We start from the raw sequence: 16,062 nt of genomic DNA on the forward strand, positions 1-16,062 counted from the left end.
GGGGAGCCGGGTCACCGCTTCGCCGCCGGGATGAGCGAGGGACCCACCCCCGTCCCCAGCTGACGCGGGCCAGTGGTGCTTCGTCAGGTTCGCGGGAGGGGTGATTCGGACTTCGTTCGAAGCTCGATACCGGTGGTCACAGTGCGACAAGCCGAGTGTGGAAAAACGGCCGATGAAAACGCTTTCTGATCACTCCAGCTACCGCCGACAGTGGTCGTGGTCTCACTTGAGCCGCATGCCCTTGAGGGTCGTGCGGTCGGGGATGCCCCGGTCGGGGTGGATCTCGACCGGTTCGAACAGCGGGTCGAACTTGCGCTTCACGTCCCTGGCCCAGTCGGCCTCGATGCCCTTCTCGCCGGTCTTGAGGTCGTAGACGGTGACGTTCTCGTGGCCGAACTGGGGCAGGGGTGAGCCCGGTGCCCACTTCGGGTTCGGGATCTCCCGCTGCAGCACGACGTCCACCCGCCGCGACCCGTCGGTGCCCCACGGCACCTCGGCCTCCGGGTTCATCTGCGCCACCTGGCTGCGCAGCTGCCACCCGCTGCCGGGGTCGAGCAGCTTGTCGTGGTTCTCCGCGATCCACCTGCCGACCCGCTTGTCCGTCTCCGCGCCGATGATCTGCTGGTCGGTCATTTCCGGCCGGTAGTGGGGCCGCACGTTCGGCAGGTCGTGCATGACCTCGTTGCGCATGCCGTTCGCGAGGTCGACGAACGTCTCCTCCAGCTGGTGGTGGATCTCCTCGGCCGCCTCCTGGATCTTCTCGCGGTCCTTCTCGTCCGCCCGGTTCCAGCTCGGTTTGTTCGGGGGCGTCTCGAGGAGCTTCTTGAGGTTGAACGGTTCGGTCTTGCGGCCGGTCACCTGCTGCCGGTCGTGGGGCGGGCCGACCGGGCGTCCCACCGAACCGGGTCTCGGCGTGGCCGGCCGCCCGCCGGGCGTCCACCCCGGTCTGCTGGTCGGGCGCACGCGGTTGAGCCAGTTGCCCAGGTTGGCTTCCTGGACGTTCCTGGCGCCGCCCGCGTCGCCGCCACCGGACAACCCGCGGCTCGTCTCCGCGGCCGACCGGGAGCCCGCCGCGGTGGTCGTGCCTGAGTCCCCGGACGATCCGCTGAACGAGGCCAGGACCAGGTCGGGATCGCCGGCGGCCACACCGGGCCCGCCCGGCGGCCGTGAGGCGGAACCCGCCGAGCCGGGATCCGGTGGCAGCGCCAGGGCTTCGCGCAACGTGGTCAACACGCCGCCGGCCGGTCCGGTGGCACCGGCCAGCTGCCGCGCGGTCTGCCGCAGCATCTCCTCCAGGGCCGCGACGGGCCGGGCGTAGCTCGCGACGAGTGACGCGGCCTCGGCGCGGATGTCGAAGGTGTTGCCGCCCTGCACCGAGCTCGCCAGCCGCACGTAGGAGATCAGCTCGCTGACGCAGCGGTCGAGCAGCGCGTCGGCCTGTGCCCGCGCGGAACCGACGGCCGCGCCCATCATCCGCGCCGCCGCACTCCCGGCGGCCAGCACCCGTGCGACACCGGCCAGTGCCTGGCTGATCACCCGGACCCGCTCGCGGTAGCGGTCACCGGCCGTTCCGGTCCAGTCGGCCTCACCCGCCTGCGCGGCACCGAGGAAGTCCCTGCCCACCTGCTCGACAGCGGAACCCGTGCGCTGCAAGGCATCGGTGAACGCGGCCACCGACCCGTCGACGACCATCCGGTCGACGGCGTGCTGCACCGGCTCGACCAGTGACGCGTAGCCCCCGAGCCCGGCGGCGACCAACCGCTGCACCGGCCGCGGCCCGGCGGAGGTGCCCGCGCACCGGTGCGCAGCCCCGGCGACCCACTCGCCACCGGAGATCCCGGTCGCCAGCCGGTCAGCGGCCTCGACGCGCACGGCGACCTCCGCCGGCGACGCCACGGTCGCGGTGGTCATGCCGTCAGCCCCGCCGACCCGGCCGCCGGGTCCGCGATCGCCCGAAGGCCGACCAGGTGTCCGTCTCCTGCCGCTCGTACTCGTCCGCCGTGGCCCGCAGCCGCGAACCGGTCTCCACCAACGAGTTCAGCGCGGCCACCACAGCATCGAGCCCGTCGGTCCCGAACCGGTCGAGCGCCGCGGCCGCCTCACCCGCCGCGTCACCGAACGCGGTCGGCGTCAACGCGACCGCCCCCGCCGTCTCCGCCGCCGCCCGCAGCTCGGCGACCAGACCCCCGACCTTGCGCGCCTGCTCCGCGAGAACCGCGGCCGAAACGGTGTAGCCCTCGCGCATCTTCCGCCCCCGGCGTCAGATCCAGACCCGTCACCGCCAACAATGGCGCAACCACAACCCGTGACGCGCCGAACGGGGTGAAGTTCGGCCGTACAGCGCAACACCGCTGCCGGGTTCAGCGGATTTCCGTTGTCCGGCAGCAAGTTTCGTCCGGCACGCGGTCACCGTTCGAAGATCTCCGGCCCGTCCCAGTCGTCCCCGTCCACCGAGGAGGGCCGCGCGGGCGGCGCTGATCGCGGCGGAGGAACGGCTGTCCGGGCCGGCCGCGGCTCGGCGGGCCGCTGCGGTCCGGGTTCGGGGAAGCGCTCTCGCGGCCGGGCCTCCCCGACGGGCCGCTGCGGCTCCGGCTCGGGTTCGGGTTCGGGAAAGCGTTTTCTCGTCTCGGCGAGGATCAACCGGGCCGCCGGGTCGTGCGCGCCGACGGTCTCGGCCATCGCCTGGTCCACCAGGGCCGGTATCCGGGCCTGAGCGCGGCGCACGCAGTCCATGACCTGCGCCGCGATCACCGGCAACGGCTCCCGCTGCCGTCCCTCCCGCAGCACCAGCCCGGTGAGCGCCCCGCTGGTGGACACCTCGACCTCGACCGTCCCGTCCCGCGACACCTCGCGGACCGACTGGGCGGACAACCGGTCCCGCAGCGCCTGGAGACGGCTCGCGTTCTCGGCGACCTCCCGCTCCCACTCCCGCGTCCCGCCCACCGGTGGCCCCCTCCGCGCGTCACGGCATCGCGGTCGATGATTCCGGCGCGTGGACGGCGGCGCCAGGCTCCGCGGAGCCGATCAGGGCGTAGACCGCACGGACCAGAGCATGTCGCTGGAGCCCGGTGAACCCGGACATGACGGATGACAGCAATGTGCGGGTCCGTCGCTTTTGGCTGCGATGAACGATTCGCACACAACCCCGGCCGACCTCCGCCCGCGGCAAGTTGATGTACTTCCGCATACCGGCTGAGCACCTCCACCACGTCTCGGCCGTGCCTGGAGGGACCGATGAACGAGCGCACGCGCGCGGTCCGGCTGGCACCGGTCCTGGTCGCATCGGTGTTCCTGGTGGCGCTCAACCTCCGCCCCGCGCTGACCTCGCTCGGCCCGCTGCTGCCGCAGATCGGGGGAGAGACCGGGCTCTCGGAGGGTGCGCAGGGACTGCTCGGAGCCCTGCCGCTGCTGGCGTTCGCCGCGATCTCACCGCTGGTGCAGCACCCGGCGCGCCGGTTCGGGGTGGAGCGCTCACTGCTGGCCGCCCTCGCGGTGCGGCGGCGCAGCTCGGGCTGTGGGCCGGCACCGCGATCGCGGGCTGCGCGATCGCGGTCGGCAACGTGCTCGTGCCGACCATCGTCAAACGCGACTACCGCGACCACGTGTCGCTGGCGACGGGCGTCTACTCCGCCTGCATCACCATCGGAGCCTCGGTCGCCTCCGCCGTCGCGGTGCCGCTCTCGCACGCGGTGGGCTGGCAGGGTGCGCTGGCGTTCTGGGCGGTCCCCGGCCTGGCCGTCGCCGTGCTGTGGCTGCCGCGCCTGGACCGGTGGCCGGTCGTGGAACCGGCCGCGGCAGGCCCGCAGCCGGCGGTGTGGCGCCGGCCCGCCGCGTGGCTGGTGACGGCGTTCATGGGACTGCAGTCGACGACGTTCTACGTCATGGTCACGTGGTTCCCCACCATCGAGATCGCCGCGGGGGTGCCCGCCGGACAGGCCGGTGTCCACCTGTTCGTCTACCAGATGGTCGGGGTGGCCTCGGGCCTGGCGATCCCGCGTCTCATGCGGCACGGAGACGACGTGGTCACCGCCGCGGTCACCGCCAGCGTCCCGACGGTCGTCGGCGTGGCCGGCCTCCTGCTCGTCCCGGCGTGGAGCGTCGTGTGGGCGGTCGTCGCCGGGCTCGGCAGCGGCGCGTCGCTGGTCGTCGCGCTCACGCTGATCAGCCTGCGCGGCCACGGCCAGCACGGGACCACCCAGCTGTCCGGCATGGCGCAGTCGCTCGGCTACCTGCTCGCCGCGGTGGGCCCGGTGCTGGCCGGCTTCCTCGCCGAGCGCACCGGCACGTGGACGGCGTCCCTCGTCCTGGTCGGCGTACTCGCCGCCGTGCAGGTCGTCGTGGCGGTCGCGGTCGGCCGTGCCCCGGCGGCCGGGTGACGGCTCACTGCGTCACGTCAGCGAGGATCTTCCCGACCGTGCCGGCCTCCAGTGCGCGATGGGCGTCGGCGGTGCGGTGCAGCGGGAAGCGGACCAACGGCAGGCCGTGGTCCGCGCCGACCGGCAACGCCCCGTCGTGGAGAGCCGCGGTGACGTCCTCCGCCGCGGCCGCACGGACTTCCGGGCCCGCGGTGCAGAGCACCACGAACTGGAACCGGGTGTTCATGATCAGGTTCCGCCGCACGTCCAGGTCGACGGGCGTGCCGCCGTCGTTGGCGCAGGTCGCGATGGTGCCGCGGAAGCGCAGCACGGCGAGGTCGAGCTCGAGGTTCGCGCCGAGTGCGACCTCGACGACGATGTCGACGCCGTCCGGGGCGACCGCCCTGATCGCGGCGGCCGTGAAAGAATCGTCGCTCTCCTTGATGCGAAGCTGGCAGAACCCCGGTTCTGTTTGTCAGCAGCCCTGGAAGTGCTTGTCCGCGGACCACCCGGCGTTGGCCCACGCGCTGGGCTCGGCCGGCGTGAACCCGCCCGGCTGCTCGGCCAGCTCGTCCACCAGCCAGGCTGTGAAGCGCGCGGCGCCCTGCGGGCAGGTGTGGATCCCGTCGGCGCTGCGGTCGGCCTTCCCGTCCTTCACCTGCTGGTAGGTCTCGCCCCACACGGCGGTCGCGTCCAGGAAGAACGCCTGGCCGGGAGCCGTCTGCGCGACCGCCTTCGCGACGGCCGGCGTGCGCTGCAGCTCGGCCAGGTGCGGCCGGTAGAAGTCGTCGGCGCGGATCGGCGGGGCGGAGACGAACGCGAGCTTCGAGCCGGCACCGGTCACCAGGCCCAGCAGCTTCTCGTAGGCGGCCCGTTGCTCCTGCTCGGTTCCCCAGTCGTAGGTGGTGAGCTGGTAGACCACCACGTCCGCCTGCGCGGCGGTGATCCGTTCGGAGATCTTGGGCCAGTTCTCCTCGGCGAACGGGCCCACGACGTTGCCACCGCCCTCGGCGGCGATCGACTCGAAGCCGACACCACTGGCCTGGAACGCGGCGGCGAGCGGCAGTGCCTCGCCGACCGCGATGGAGTCGCCTGCGAACAGCACCGATGACAGCCCCGGACCTGTCGGTGCGGTGGCGGCCTGGTCCGAGCAGGCGGTGGCGGACAGCAGGGCAGAGGCGAGGACGAGCGTGGTGAGCCGTGAGCTGGTCATGGGCCCGACTCTGGCGACGCCGCGTCCCGGCCGCTCCGCCGCTTTGTCGCGGTTGTGTCGCAGGGACCTGCTCGTAGCCGGCGACCCGGCGGGGCTTGTCCATACTGGACGGGTGGCGGCCATTCTGCTCATCGAGGACGATCCGCTGGTCAGGCGCGGGCTGGAGCTCGCGCTGAGCAGGCACGGCCACGCCGTCCGGTCCGCTCCCACCGGCGAGGACGGCCTGCGGGAGTTCCGTTCCTCCACTCCGGACATCGTGGTGCTCGACCTGATGCTGCCGGGTGTCGACGGTGTCGAGGTGTGCCGGCGGATCCGCGCGCAGGGCGAGGTCCCGGTGATCATGCTGACCGCGCGGGGCGACGACTTCGACGTCGTCGGTGGCCTGGCCGCGGGTGCGGACGACTACGTGGTGAAGCCCGCGCAGCCGACGGTGCTCGACGCCAGGATCAGGGCGGTGCTGCGGCGCACCACCGCCGTGACCGACGACGTCCGGCTGTTCGGTGAGCTGCGCATTGACACCGCCGGGCTCACGGTGACGTTGCGCGGGGAGCCGGTGCCGTTGACGCCGACCGAGCTGCGCTTCCTGCTGACCGTGTCGCGGGCGCCCGGCCGCGTGCTCAGCCGGGAGCAGCTGCTGCTGGAGGTGTGGGAGCACGACTACCTCGGCGACTCGCGGCTCGTCGACAACTGCGTCCAACGGCTGCGCGCGAAGATCGAGGACGACCCGGCGGCACCCCGCTACGTGCAGACCGTGCGCGGCTTCGGGTACCGGTTCGGGCCGGTCTGATGCGCTGGTGGCCGCGAGGGCTGCGGCCGCGGTTGCTGGTCGCGTTCGTGCTGGTGACGGTGCTCGGCGCGGCGGCTGCGGCGTGGGCGGGCGCGGGATCGGCGAGCGCGGCCCTCGTCCGGTCGGCCGAACAGCGGCTCGCCGGGACGGTCACCGGCCAGATCACCGCGGTCACGCCGGGGCTGACCCACCCGCCGGACCAGGAGGCGCTGGAACGGTTGCGCACCGCCGTCGGGCCGGACACGGTCGTCACCTACGAGGGGCTCGTGTCGGCGGACGGACCCGACCGGACCACCGACGAGCTCCGCGCCGCCGTGCGCACCCGGCACCGGCTGGTCACCCAGCGCGTGACCGCGGAGGGCACGTCCTGGTTGCTCGTCGGCACGCCGGTGGTGATCACCGCACCCGACGGGTCGCGCACGCCGTCCGGGATCGAGGTCTACGCCGCCCGCGACCTCACGGCCGTGGAGCAGGAGATCACCGGCATCGTCAGGACGGCGGTGCTCACCGCCGCGCTGGCGTTGCCGCTCGCGGTGGTGCTGGCGCTGCTGGCCGCGGCGAGCGTGCTGCGCCCGGTGCGCGACCTGCGGGACACCGCCCGGCGCCTGGCCGCGGGCGACATGGACGCGCGGTCCCAGCCGCAGGGCGCCGACGAGCTCGCCGACCTGACGGCGACCGTCAACACGATGGCCGAGTCCGTGCAGACGACGATGGCGGCGATGCACCGCATGCAGACCGACGCGCGGAGGTTCGCCGCGGACGTGTCGCACGAGCTGCGCACGCCGTTGAGCACCCTGACCGCCGTGGTGGAGGTGCTGGCGATGTCCGCCGACGGGATGGAGCCCGACGCGCGGGAGTCGGCGCGGCTCGCGATCATCGAGACCAAGCGGCTGGTCCGGCTGGTCGAGGACCTGATGGAGGTGTCCCGCTTCGACGCCGGCACCGCGGTGCTGCGGCTGGAGGACGTGGACGTCAGCGCGGCCGTGCGGGCCTGTCTGCACGCCCGGCGCTGGCTCGGCGAGATGGAACTGGTGACGCCTCCGGTGGTGTGGGCGCGACTCGACCGGCGCCGCCTGGACGTCGTGGTGGCCAACCTCGTGGGCAACGCGCTGCGGCACGGCGCGCCGCCGGTGCGCGTGCGTGTGTCCGAAGTGGGCGGACAGGTGCTGGTCGAGGTGACGGACAGTGGACCGGGCGTGCCGGAGGAGGTGCTGCCGCACGTGTTCGACCGGTTCTACAAGGCTGACGCGGCCCGCACCCGCACGCCCGGCAGCGGCTTGGGGCTCGCGATCGCGCTGGAGAACGCACGACTGCACGGCGGCGGGATCACCGCGGCCAACCGGGCTGGTGGTGGCGCGCGGTTCGTGGTGCGGCTGCCGAAGGAGGGACGCGGGTGAACCGGGCCTGGCTCGCCGTGGTGGCGCTGTCGAGGGAGGAGCGCGGGTGAACCGGGCCTGGCTCGCCGTGGTGGCGCTGTCGAGGGAGGGACGCGGGTGAACCGGGCCTGGCTCGCCGTGGTGGCGCTGTCGAGGGAGGAGCGCGGGTGAACCGGATCTGGCTCGTCGTGGTGCTGCTGCTCGTGGGCTGCGGGGTGCGACCGTCCGGCGTCACCGACGGCGGCGACCCACCGACCGGCGTCGCACCCGGCGTGACGCTGTACTTCGTGGACGCGAACGGCGAGCTCCGGCCGCAGCTGCGCGACACCTCGCGCCTCGGCACCGTCTCGGAGGCGCTCGACCTGCTGCTCAGCGGTCCCGGCGGCTCCGGCCTGCGCACCGAGATCGCCTCGACCCCCACCACACGCGTGGTGGTCACCACTGCCCCGAACGTCATCCGCCTCCTGCTGCCGCTGACCGCCAGGGACGTGACACCGCGCGGCATCGACCAGATCGTGTGCACGGCACTGGGCGTGCACGTGCAGAGCGGGGGAGCCCGCACGATGAAGGTGCAGACCCGCTTCACCCAACCCGCGCCGGAGTCCGAAGTGGAGCGGACCTGCCCCCTGATCACCCCAGGCGGGTGACGTCGACCTGCGGCGGCGCCGGAGCGGGCAGGAACACCCACAGCAGCACCAGCCCGACCATCGCCAGGACGAACGCGACCAGCCCGCTCCCGCCGACCGCCCAGCCCGCCCGGAACCGGATCGGGTCCTCGACCAGGTACCTCGTCACCGCCGCCAGGGCGATGGACACCCCGAACGCCACCACGGTCCTGACCCAGCTGCTGGTCGCGGCGGCCAGCACGAACACCGGCCAGTGCCACAGGTAGAGGCTGTAGGAGATCTCCCCGAACCACCGCAGTGGCCGCCACGACAACACCGGCACATCCGATGCCCGCGCGCACAAGGCGATCAGCACCGCCGAAGCCAGCGAGTGCGCGAACAACCCGCCGGTGAACAGCCACACCGAGCTCGTGCCGTCCGCGAGCGCCCACATGGTGCCGATCCCCGCCACCAGCAACAGCAGCACGACACCGGTCCACCGCCCGACCGCACGCCCCAACGCCTCCCGGACCGGAGGCGTCGCCACCACCGCGCCCAGCAACAACGAGAACGCCCTCGTGTCCGTACCGGTGTAGGCGCGGGTGGGGTCGGCGGCGTCGAGCAACACGACCATCACCCCGAGCGAAGCGACCGAGACGAGCGCGGCGGCCACCGCGACCCGGTGCCCCGCACGCCGCCCACCCCGGGCGAGCAGCACCACGACGACCGGCCACACCAGGTAGAACTGCTCTTCGACCGCGATGCTCCACAGGTGCTCGAACACCCGCCCGCCACCGAACCGGTCCCAGTAGCTCGCCGACTCCGCCAGCAGGTGCCAGTTCTGCAGGTTGGCCTGCACCCACGGCCCGTCGTCGAGCGTCGTGCGCACGACGTCATCCGCCGCGAACCCCCACACCACCAGGGTCACGACGACGAGCACGGTCGCCAGCGCCGGGAACAACCGGCGAACCCGCCTGCCCCAGAACGCGACGAGCGACACCGTGCCCGTCGCCGCCACCTCCCGCAGCAGCAGGCCGGTGATCAGGTAGCCGGACAACGCGAAGAACAGGTCCACGCCCAGGAACCCGCCGGGCAGCAGGTCCGCGTGGAACAACAGCACACCGAGCACGGCGACACCGCGCAGACCGTCCAACGAGGACACATGAGGACCACGCCGCACCGGCGCTGTTCTTGCTTCCTGGAGCTCCGTCACCTGACCGACTGTGCGGCGGGGAGATCGCCCCGAGGTCCTGGTCCTGTCGCAACCGTGTCGCAGCCGAGCCCGCTGCGCCCGGGAGCTGACGCGATCTCCGGCGCGAACAGCCGTCCGCCTGCTTGGATGTCCGGGTGACCGCCTACGACGTGGCTCGTCTCCTGCCCGCCATCCCGGACCTGCGCGCCCTGTGCCGCACCCTGGCCGCGCTCGACGTCGTGCTCGACCCCGACAGCGACGTCCGTTATCACCTTTATGACACCGAGTGGGCGCCCGGTGAGGAGCTGGCCTCCATGTACGACGGCGCGGGCAACGAGTACTCCGTCGTCTTCACGGCCGCAGGGGCCTTCGTGCGCGGTTTCGACCACGAGTCGTCGATGAGCCCCTACGCCAGCGACGACGACAAGCCGTGGCCCGGTGTCGTCGACTCCGTGCCGGACGTGTTCCGCGCGTGCGTGGAGGAACCGGCGTTCTGCGACGACCTCGTCCCGCGGGTCACGGTGTGCCTGTGGCGCGAGCACGGCGACAGTGCCTGGCGGCACGGCGACATCGCGTTCCCGGAGGGGGACGAGGACGGGGCCGACTGGATGTTCGCACTGCTGACCGCCGGCACGCCCGAGGCGTTCCAGGACTGGGCGCAGGACTACTACGGCGAACCGGTCGACCTCGACGCGGTCCGGCACTTCTACGCCGGCCGGCCGCTCACCGCGGACGTCGTGACCGCGCTCAACCCCGCCGTCACCCCGGCCGCGATCGCCGACGAGCTCGCCGCACTCGGCCACCCGGTCCGCTGATCGTCAGGTCTTGGCCGTCCACTTCGGACACCATCGTCCGGATGTGGTCGTCGTTCATCGACGTCATCGGGCACGTCGACGCCCGGCGGCGTCTCACGATCGGCGCATGCGCAGGATCAGCTCCACCGCGTCCGGCGAGCGGACCGGCGACCCCAGCACCTCCTGCAGCAGCAGGCCGCGCATGGCCGCGATGGTGACCGTGGCGGTGGTCAGCGCCTCCTCGGTACCCAGCCCTTCGTCCCGCGCGAGCGAGGCCAGCGCCTTCGTCAGGTCGTCGAGCGAGTCGACGAGCTCCGGGAAGTCCTCCGGCCGGTACGCGGCCAGCCCCGCGACGTGGAAGAAGCCGCGGACCCGCGACAGCTGCTCCGGGCGGGTGTAGGTCTGCCAGATCGCCCGCACGAGCTCGTCGAACGTGCCCTGCCGCGCGACCTCGAACAGTGCCTCGTTGTCGCGCGCCCGCTGCGCCCGCAGCACCGCCGCCAGGACGCCGGCGAGCGACCCGAAGTGGTACCGCAGCAGGGCGTGGCTGGTCCCGGTCCGCGCGGCGATCTCGCGCAGCGACGTCTCCGGTGGTGGGAGGGCCTCACCGAAGGCGTCGAGGAGCCGGGCCAGCAGTCGTTCCCGGGCGTCGCCCTTGCGTTCCGAACTTGACAGGGTCACGCCCGCAGTTTATCCATTGGAAAAGACGAGTGGAGGACCGGTGGCACGTTTTGAGGTGGTCGGCGCGACGGTCGTCGACGGATCGGGTCGTGACCCCGCCGACGTCGACGTCACGGTCGAGGACGGGCGCATCGCCGCGCTCGGCACCTCCGGCGCCCACGGCGAGCGGCTCGACGCCGGCGGCCTGACGATGACGCCCGGCCTGATCGACGCCCACGTCCACCTGGGCCTGTCGAGCCCGATCCAGCCGCAGTTCTCGTTCCAGCTCAGCGCCGCCGAGATCGCGGCGGACATCTTCGCCACGGCCGGCGCGACGCTCGACGCGGGCTTCACGACCGTGCGCGACACCGGCGGCATCGACGGCGGCGTCGTCACGACGATCGCGAAGGGCAAGGTCAGGGGACCGCGCGTGCTGTCGTGCGGACCGGTGCAGTGCCAGATCGGCGGCCACGGCTACTACGGAGCCGCCTGGGAACCCACCGAGCTGTGGAACAGCCACCACATCCCGGGCCTGGCGGCACTGTCCACGATGTCCGGCAACGCGGACGAGCTGCGGGCCAACGTCCGCGAGGCCTTCCGCCGCGGTGCCTCGTTCCTGAAGCTCTGCGTGACCGGCGGCGTGGTCGGCGCGCACGACCGGCTGACCGACACCCAGTTCACCGTCGAGGAGATCGCCGTGGCGGTCCAGGAAGCCGCCGCCCGCGGCACCTACGTGACGGTCCACGCCCACAACAACGAAGGCATCCGCAACGCTGTCGAGGCCGGCGCGCGCTGCGTCGAGCACGGCACCGACATCGACGAACCCACAGCCATCCTGATGGCCACGCACGGCGTCGCCCTCGTACCCACGTTCGCCGTCGTCGAACACCTGCTGCACGACCCGGCCCAAGCCGGCCTCGACGAATCGGCCCGTTCGCGCGCCCAGGGCGTGCGCGAACGGATGACGCGCGCCCTCGCCACCGCCAAGCAGGCCGGCGTGCGCATCGGCCTGGGCTCCGACCTCATCGGCCCGGCCCAGCACCGCCGCGGCGAAGAGCTCAGGCTGCGCGCCCACCTCGAAACACCGATGGACACCCTCGTGTCCGCCACCAAGACCAACGCCGAGATCCTCGGCCTGAGCGGCCAGGTGGGCGTCATCGCCCCCGGCCTGCAGGCCGACCTCGTGCTCTGGAACGGCAACCCGCTCGAAGACCCGGCCCTGTTCGCCGACCCCGCCAACGCCATCGTCGTCGTCCAGTCAGGACGCGTTGTGAAGGACCTCCGATGACCACCATGCTGCACGGCTGCCTCGCCGACACCGACTACTTCGAAACCCGCTCCAGCGCCGGCCACGCCTACGGCATCTGGGTCACCACCCCACCCGGCCACGACCCCGCCACACCGCTGCCCGCCGTGTACGTGCTCGACGGCAACTGGGCCGTGGGCATGACGGCCCCGCTGATCGTGACCCAGCGCGACCCGATGCAGCGCATCCAGCCCTACCTGCAGGTCAGCGTGGGCTACGCGGGCGAGGAGGCGCAGCACTGGGACCGGCTGCGCAACAGGGACCTGGTGCCACCCGGCGAACCGGTCGCTCAGGAGTTCATCGACGCCGTGGAGATGGGAGTCGACACGGGGGCGATGACACGTGCCCAGGCCGATGCTTATCTGGCGGAACTGCGCGACAGTCGGGCCGATGCGTTTCTGGGCTTTCTGACCGAGGAGCTGCATCCGCGGATCGAACGGGACTACGGCACTGCTGCCGATGGTCACGGGCTGTTCGGGTACTCCTACGGCGGGCTGTTCAGCCTGTACGCCTGGCTGTCCGGCAGCGGGCTCTTCGACAGTGTCGGGGCGGGGAGCCCAGGGGTGGTCAGTGAGGGGTCTCGGGTGTTCGCGCAGCTGCGGGAGATGGGGGATCGTCCGTTCGCTGCGAAGCTCCATGTGACGGTGAACGAGCAGGAGCTGCTTGGAGAGTTGGCTGTCTATCGGAACCTTGCGAGGAACACGGCTGATGTTCTGCATCGGCTGGCTTCGCGTGGGGGTGCTGTTACCAGTGCGGTGTTGCGGGAGACGCATGTGACCGGGTTGCAGGCGTCGTTCTTGAGCTATCTGAGGACCTGCCGCGCGTTGTGAGCGGGTGCGGTGTCACTGGCCGCGGTAGACGTTGGTGCGGTGCCAGGAGAAGTACGGCTGCGAGCCGGTGCGGTGTGCGCTGCAGCTGCGTCCGAGCAGCTGCTCCAGGTGGTCACGCAGCCGGCCGCCGAGTCCGTCCTCGAGCCAGGACCGCACCCGTCCGGTGTCGTCCACGGTGACGTGGCCCAGCTCGAACAGGCTGTCGCAGCCGAACCTGCACGCCAGCATGGCCACGTTGGCGAGGTCGTTGCGTTCGTCGTCGGTGCACACCGACCGCTTCTTGATGTGCGCCGCGACGAGGAAGTCCTCGGGGTAGTCGTGGCCGCACAGGTCGCAGGGTGCGGCGGTGCGGCCACGCAGCAGCAACCGGCGCAGTTCGCTTTGCTCCTTGCGGGTGGTGACCTGCGCGGTGCCGTCGAGCACGGGGAACCGGCGGATGCGCACCGGGAACTCCGGGGCGTGCAACGTGATGGTGGCCGGCCGGAGTGAGACGACGGTGCCGGGGATGGTCGCCAGCACTGCTCCGACGAAAGCGGAGCGGTGGCCGAGCTGCTCGACGTTCACGAGCACCGATCCCTGGGCGTGCAGCCTCTCAAGCCCGGTCTGGACATCGGCGACGTCGACCCATTGACCGCCGGGCGATCGTTCGGTGGTCACCCGCACCCGCTTGTGGTCGGGCGCTACCTCGGTGATGGTGTTCACGTTGCCGGTCACCGTCTCGATCGGATCGCCGATGAGGGACTGCAGCAGGGCCAACGCGTCCGGTGCCGTACCGCGGTCGGCCGGCTGCGCCAGGTCCGCGGCCAGCCGGTCGACGTCGTCTGCCGCGTACCCCGGCACCCGCAGCCTGAGCCGGATCTGCTTGGTGGCGTTGCCGTCGGGGTTCCTGCCGATCCGCCCCTGTGCGCGGCCCAGCTTCCTGCGCAACGCCTCGAGGTCCGGCTCCGCCGCCAGCACGACCGGGGAGTCGACGATCGAGCGTTGGGACTCGGGCAGGTCCCTGACCGCGGTCGAGTCGACGACCCCGCTCTGCAGCACCGCGCCGCGCTCGCGAAGCCGGCGCAGCAACAGCTCCAGAGCGAGGTTGTACTGGTGGTTGCGGCCGTGCGGGCTTCCGGCGACCTTGCCGCCCGCGCTCCTCATGACCAACGCGAGGTGGTCGCCGTCCGCCTCGATCTCGAACTCGGCGTTGAGCACGGCCCCGGCGTCGTCTGTTGCGCGCATGCCTTCATGATCGACGCTCGCCGTGCTCTCTGTCCGGAAATTCGGCTCGGCTGGACGGTCCTGTTCCAGACGAGCCGAGCGCAGGACGATCACTCCGAGGGAACGGAGGGGTTCATGAGACCGTTCAGGTGCACCGCCTCACCCGCCTTCAGCCTGGCCCTGGTCACCACCCAGAGCCGGTCCATGCCGGTGCGGATCAGCTTCCAGGACGGCTGTTGAGCGTTTGACGGCCCACGCGGCACGGCGCGGCAGCCAGTCCTGCTGCGCCATGCTGTGTGCTGAACCGTCGTAGACAGGCTCAGGGGGAACCGATGTTCACCGACCCGACGATGATCCGCATCGGCGAAGCGGTCGAGCTGCACCACCACCGCGGTCAGCGTGACGCCGCCCGTGACCTGTTCGCGCAGATCTGGACCGACATCGGTGGTGAGCAAGGGGATCCGCTGCACGTGTGCGTACTCGCCCACTCCATGGCCGACGTGCAGGACGACGTGCGCGAGGAACTCGCCTGGGACCTGCGGGCACTGGCCGCCGCCGACTCGATCACCGACGAGCACGCCGCCCGGGCCGGAGTGACGCTCCCGGTGACCGCCCTGTACCCGTCCCTGCACCTCAACGTCGCGGACTGCTACCGCAAGCTCGGCGATCTCACCCGCGCCCGCGAGCACCTCCAGCTGGCGAGGGACTCGGTCGGCGCGCTCGGCGACGACGACTACGGGCAGCTCATCAAGGGCGGCCTCGCACAGCTGGAGCAGCAGCTGGCCGACTGACCGTGCCGCCTCTACCGCTGGGCGGCCTCCTGCAGAGCGCGCAACGCCGCCCGGCACGCGGGGCGGTTCGTGCTGCTGTCGCGCCACAACGCGAACACCCGACGGCGGGGTGCCGGCAGCAGTGGCACGAACCGGACGCCCTCGGGGGTGGGGCCGCGGCCGAGCCGGGGGATGATCGCGACGCCGAGGCCCGCCGCCACCAGGGCGAGCTGGGTCGAGTGCTCCGAGGCCGTGTGCTGGATGCGGCGGTCGATCCCGTTGCGGCGCAACGTCTTCTCCAGCCAGCCGTGGCAGAGCTCGTCGCTGGGCCACCCCACCCAGTCCTCGTCGCGCAGCTCGTCCAGCGGGATTGCGGACCGGCCGGCGAACGGATGCCGGTCGGGTAGCGCCGCGTCGAGGACGTCCTCCAGCACCGGGGCGGACGAGATGCCGGCGGGAACGGTGAGCGGCTCCTCCGGCCAGTCCTGCACCACCGCGATGTCGACGTCGGCGTGGCGCAGCTGGGCGATCGCCTCGCCGGGTTCCAGTTCCACGAGTCGTGCCGACAGGTCCGGGTGCCGCTGCCGCAACGTGTGCAGCACCGGCGGCAGCAGGCCTCGGGCGGCGGTGGCGAACGCGGCGACCGAGAGCGTTCCGGCCACGGCGCCGCGGTGGCCGGCGAGGTCGGTCTCGACGAGCTCGACCTGCTGCAGCAGCCTGCCCGCGTGCTCGGCGAGCAGGTCGCCGACGTCGGTCAGCCGGATGCCGCGGCCCTGCCGTTCCAGCAGGCGCTGGCCGACCTCGCGTTCCAGCCTGGCCAGCTGCTGCGACACCGCCGAGGTGGTCACGTGCAGTGCCTCGGCGGCGCCGCGGACCGATCCCGTCGTGGACACCGCGTGCAGCGTCCGCAGGCGTTCCAGGTTCAACACATTAGCGATGCTACGCGGTCGCAAGAAGAATGTTTCGATTGT

At 72.0% G+C, this 16,062-nt stretch carries 17 protein-coding genes; 8 read left to right on the forward strand and 9 right to left on the reverse strand.

All coding sequences use genetic code 11. The annotated features are described in order from the left end of the window. Nucleotides 1-222 precede the first annotated feature (222 nt). From BBK82_RS34715 to BBK82_RS34725, 3 genes are all read right to left on the reverse strand, one after another. Nucleotides 223-1,911: a TrbL/VirB6 family protein gene (locus BBK82_RS34715; RefSeq protein ID WP_065918747.1), complete on the reverse strand. Its 1,689-nt coding sequence runs from the start codon at nt 1,909-1,911 to the stop codon at nt 223-225. Nucleotides 1,912-1,915: 4 nt separating this feature from the next. Continuing rightward, a complete protein-coding gene (locus BBK82_RS34720; RefSeq protein WP_065918748.1) occupies nt 1,916-2,245 on the reverse strand; it encodes a type VII secretion target in 330 nt (109 codons plus the stop codon). A gap of 161 nt (nt 2,246-2,406) precedes the next feature. Then, the gene (locus BBK82_RS34725; protein ID WP_065918749.1) at nt 2,407-2,943 is read right to left on the reverse strand and encodes a YbaB/EbfC family nucleoid-associated protein; all 537 of its coding nucleotides are present in this window, start codon (nt 2,941-2,943) and stop codon (nt 2,407-2,409) included. A gap of 617 nt (nt 2,944-3,560) precedes the next feature. Here BBK82_RS34725 and BBK82_RS34730 point away from each other — a divergent pair. Continuing rightward, nucleotides 3,561-4,376: an MFS transporter gene (locus BBK82_RS34730; protein ID WP_237047729.1), complete on the forward strand. Its 816-nt coding sequence runs from the start codon at nt 3,561-3,563 to the stop codon at nt 4,374-4,376. Nucleotides 4,377-4,380: 4 nt separating this feature from the next. On the opposite strand, the gene BBK82_RS34735 is transcribed toward BBK82_RS34730, so the two are convergent. Next, the gene (locus BBK82_RS34735; protein ID WP_083268341.1) at nt 4,381-4,800 is read right to left on the reverse strand and encodes a zinc-binding dehydrogenase; all 420 of its coding nucleotides are present in this window, start codon (nt 4,798-4,800) and stop codon (nt 4,381-4,383) included. A gap of 30 nt (nt 4,801-4,830) precedes the next feature. Beyond that, complete coding sequence (locus tag BBK82_RS34740) at nt 4,831-5,568, reverse strand: SGNH/GDSL hydrolase family protein (RefSeq protein ID WP_237047730.1); 738 nt, start codon at nt 5,566-5,568, stop codon at nt 4,831-4,833. A gap of 112 nt (nt 5,569-5,680) precedes the next feature. On the opposite strand from BBK82_RS34740, the gene BBK82_RS34745 reads away from it, so the two are divergent. The 3 genes from BBK82_RS34745 to BBK82_RS34755 all read left to right on the forward strand — a co-directional run bounded on the left by BBK82_RS34745 (nt 5,681) and on the right by BBK82_RS34755 (nt 8,378). Beyond that, entirely contained in the window at nt 5,681-6,355 is a 675-nt protein-coding gene (locus BBK82_RS34745; protein ID WP_065918750.1) for a response regulator transcription factor, read from the forward strand. Continuing rightward, the gene (locus BBK82_RS34750) at nt 6,355-7,752 is read left to right on the forward strand and encodes a sensor histidine kinase (protein WP_065918751.1); all 1,398 of its coding nucleotides are present in this window, start codon (nt 6,355-6,357) and stop codon (nt 7,750-7,752) included. The genes BBK82_RS34745 and BBK82_RS34750 overlap by 1 nt, the downstream gene beginning before the upstream one ends. 146 nt (nt 7,753-7,898) lie before the next feature. Continuing rightward, on the forward strand, nt 7,899-8,378 hold the full coding sequence (locus BBK82_RS34755) for a hypothetical protein (protein ID WP_065918752.1): 480 nt from the start codon (nt 7,899-7,901) through the stop codon (nt 8,376-8,378). Here BBK82_RS34755 and BBK82_RS34760 read toward each other — a convergent pair. Continuing rightward, entirely contained in the window at nt 8,362-9,498 is a 1,137-nt protein-coding gene (locus BBK82_RS34760) for an acyltransferase family protein (protein WP_218920429.1), read from the reverse strand. The genes BBK82_RS34755 and BBK82_RS34760 overlap by 17 nt on opposite strands. A 185-nt stretch (nt 9,499-9,683) precedes the next feature. Between BBK82_RS34760 and BBK82_RS34765 the strand changes: the two genes are divergently transcribed. Beyond that, the gene (locus BBK82_RS34765) at nt 9,684-10,343 is read left to right on the forward strand and encodes a hypothetical protein (protein WP_065918754.1); all 660 of its coding nucleotides are present in this window, start codon (nt 9,684-9,686) and stop codon (nt 10,341-10,343) included. A gap of 93 nt (nt 10,344-10,436) precedes the next feature. Here the strand turns inward: BBK82_RS34765 and BBK82_RS34770 are convergent, their stop codons facing one another. After that, entirely contained in the window at nt 10,437-11,003 is a 567-nt protein-coding gene (locus BBK82_RS34770) for a TetR/AcrR family transcriptional regulator (protein WP_065918755.1), read from the reverse strand. A gap of 40 nt (nt 11,004-11,043) precedes the next feature. Between BBK82_RS34770 and BBK82_RS34775 the strand changes: the two genes are divergently transcribed. Together BBK82_RS34775 and BBK82_RS34780 are read left to right on the forward strand one after the other, a co-directional pair. Continuing rightward, entirely contained in the window at nt 11,044-12,270 is a 1,227-nt protein-coding gene (locus BBK82_RS34775) for a metal-dependent hydrolase family protein (protein ID WP_065918756.1), read from the forward strand. Further along, the gene (locus tag BBK82_RS34780) at nt 12,267-13,118 is read left to right on the forward strand and encodes an alpha/beta hydrolase (protein ID WP_065918757.1); all 852 of its coding nucleotides are present in this window, start codon (nt 12,267-12,269) and stop codon (nt 13,116-13,118) included. The genes BBK82_RS34775 and BBK82_RS34780 overlap by 4 nt, the downstream gene beginning before the upstream one ends. A gap of 12 nt (nt 13,119-13,130) precedes the next feature. On the opposite strand, the gene BBK82_RS34785 is transcribed toward BBK82_RS34780, so the two are convergent. Beyond that, entirely contained in the window at nt 13,131-14,342 is a 1,212-nt protein-coding gene (locus BBK82_RS34785) for an HNH endonuclease (RefSeq protein WP_065918758.1), read from the reverse strand. 311 nt (nt 14,343-14,653) lie between these two features. Here BBK82_RS34785 and BBK82_RS34795 point away from each other — a divergent pair, with 311 nt between their 5' ends. Further along, a complete protein-coding gene (locus tag BBK82_RS34795) occupies nt 14,654-15,112 on the forward strand; it encodes a hypothetical protein (RefSeq protein WP_065918760.1) in 459 nt (152 codons plus the stop codon). A gap of 11 nt (nt 15,113-15,123) precedes the next feature. Here BBK82_RS34795 and BBK82_RS34800 read toward each other — a convergent pair whose 3' ends face one another. Then, complete coding sequence (locus BBK82_RS34800) at nt 15,124-16,020, reverse strand: LysR family transcriptional regulator (protein ID WP_065918761.1); 897 nt, start codon at nt 16,018-16,020, stop codon at nt 15,124-15,126. Nucleotides 16,021-16,062 lie beyond the last annotated feature (42 nt).

Origin of the sequence: Lentzea guizhouensis (genome assembly GCF_001701025.1) — a bacterium.
Classification (GTDB): Bacteria; Actinomycetota; Actinomycetes; order Mycobacteriales; family Pseudonocardiaceae; genus Lentzea; species Lentzea guizhouensis.

Coding starts and splice junctions, on each gene's coding strand:
- BBK82_RS34750 (WP_065918751.1), top strand. CDS start 6,355: ATGCGCTGGTGGCCGCGAGGGCTGCGGCCGCGGTTGCTGGTCGCGTTC.
- BBK82_RS34795 (WP_065918760.1), top strand. CDS start 14,654: ATGTTCACCGACCCGACGATGATCCGCATCGGCGAAGCGGTCGAGCTG.
- BBK82_RS34715 (WP_065918747.1), bottom strand. CDS start 1,911: ATGACCACCGCGACCGTGGCGTCGCCGGCGGAGGTCGCCGTGCGCGTC.
- BBK82_RS34740 (WP_237047730.1), bottom strand. CDS start 5,568: ATGACCAGCTCACGGCTCACCACGCTCGTCCTCGCCTCTGCCCTGCTG.
- BBK82_RS34785 (WP_065918758.1), bottom strand. CDS start 14,342: ATGCGCGCAACAGACGACGCCGGGGCCGTGCTCAACGCCGAGTTCGAG.
- BBK82_RS34720 (WP_065918748.1), bottom strand. CDS start 2,245: ATGCGCGAGGGCTACACCGTTTCGGCCGCGGTTCTCGCGGAGCAGGCG.
- BBK82_RS34780 (WP_065918757.1), top strand. CDS start 12,267: ATGACCACCATGCTGCACGGCTGCCTCGCCGACACCGACTACTTCGAA.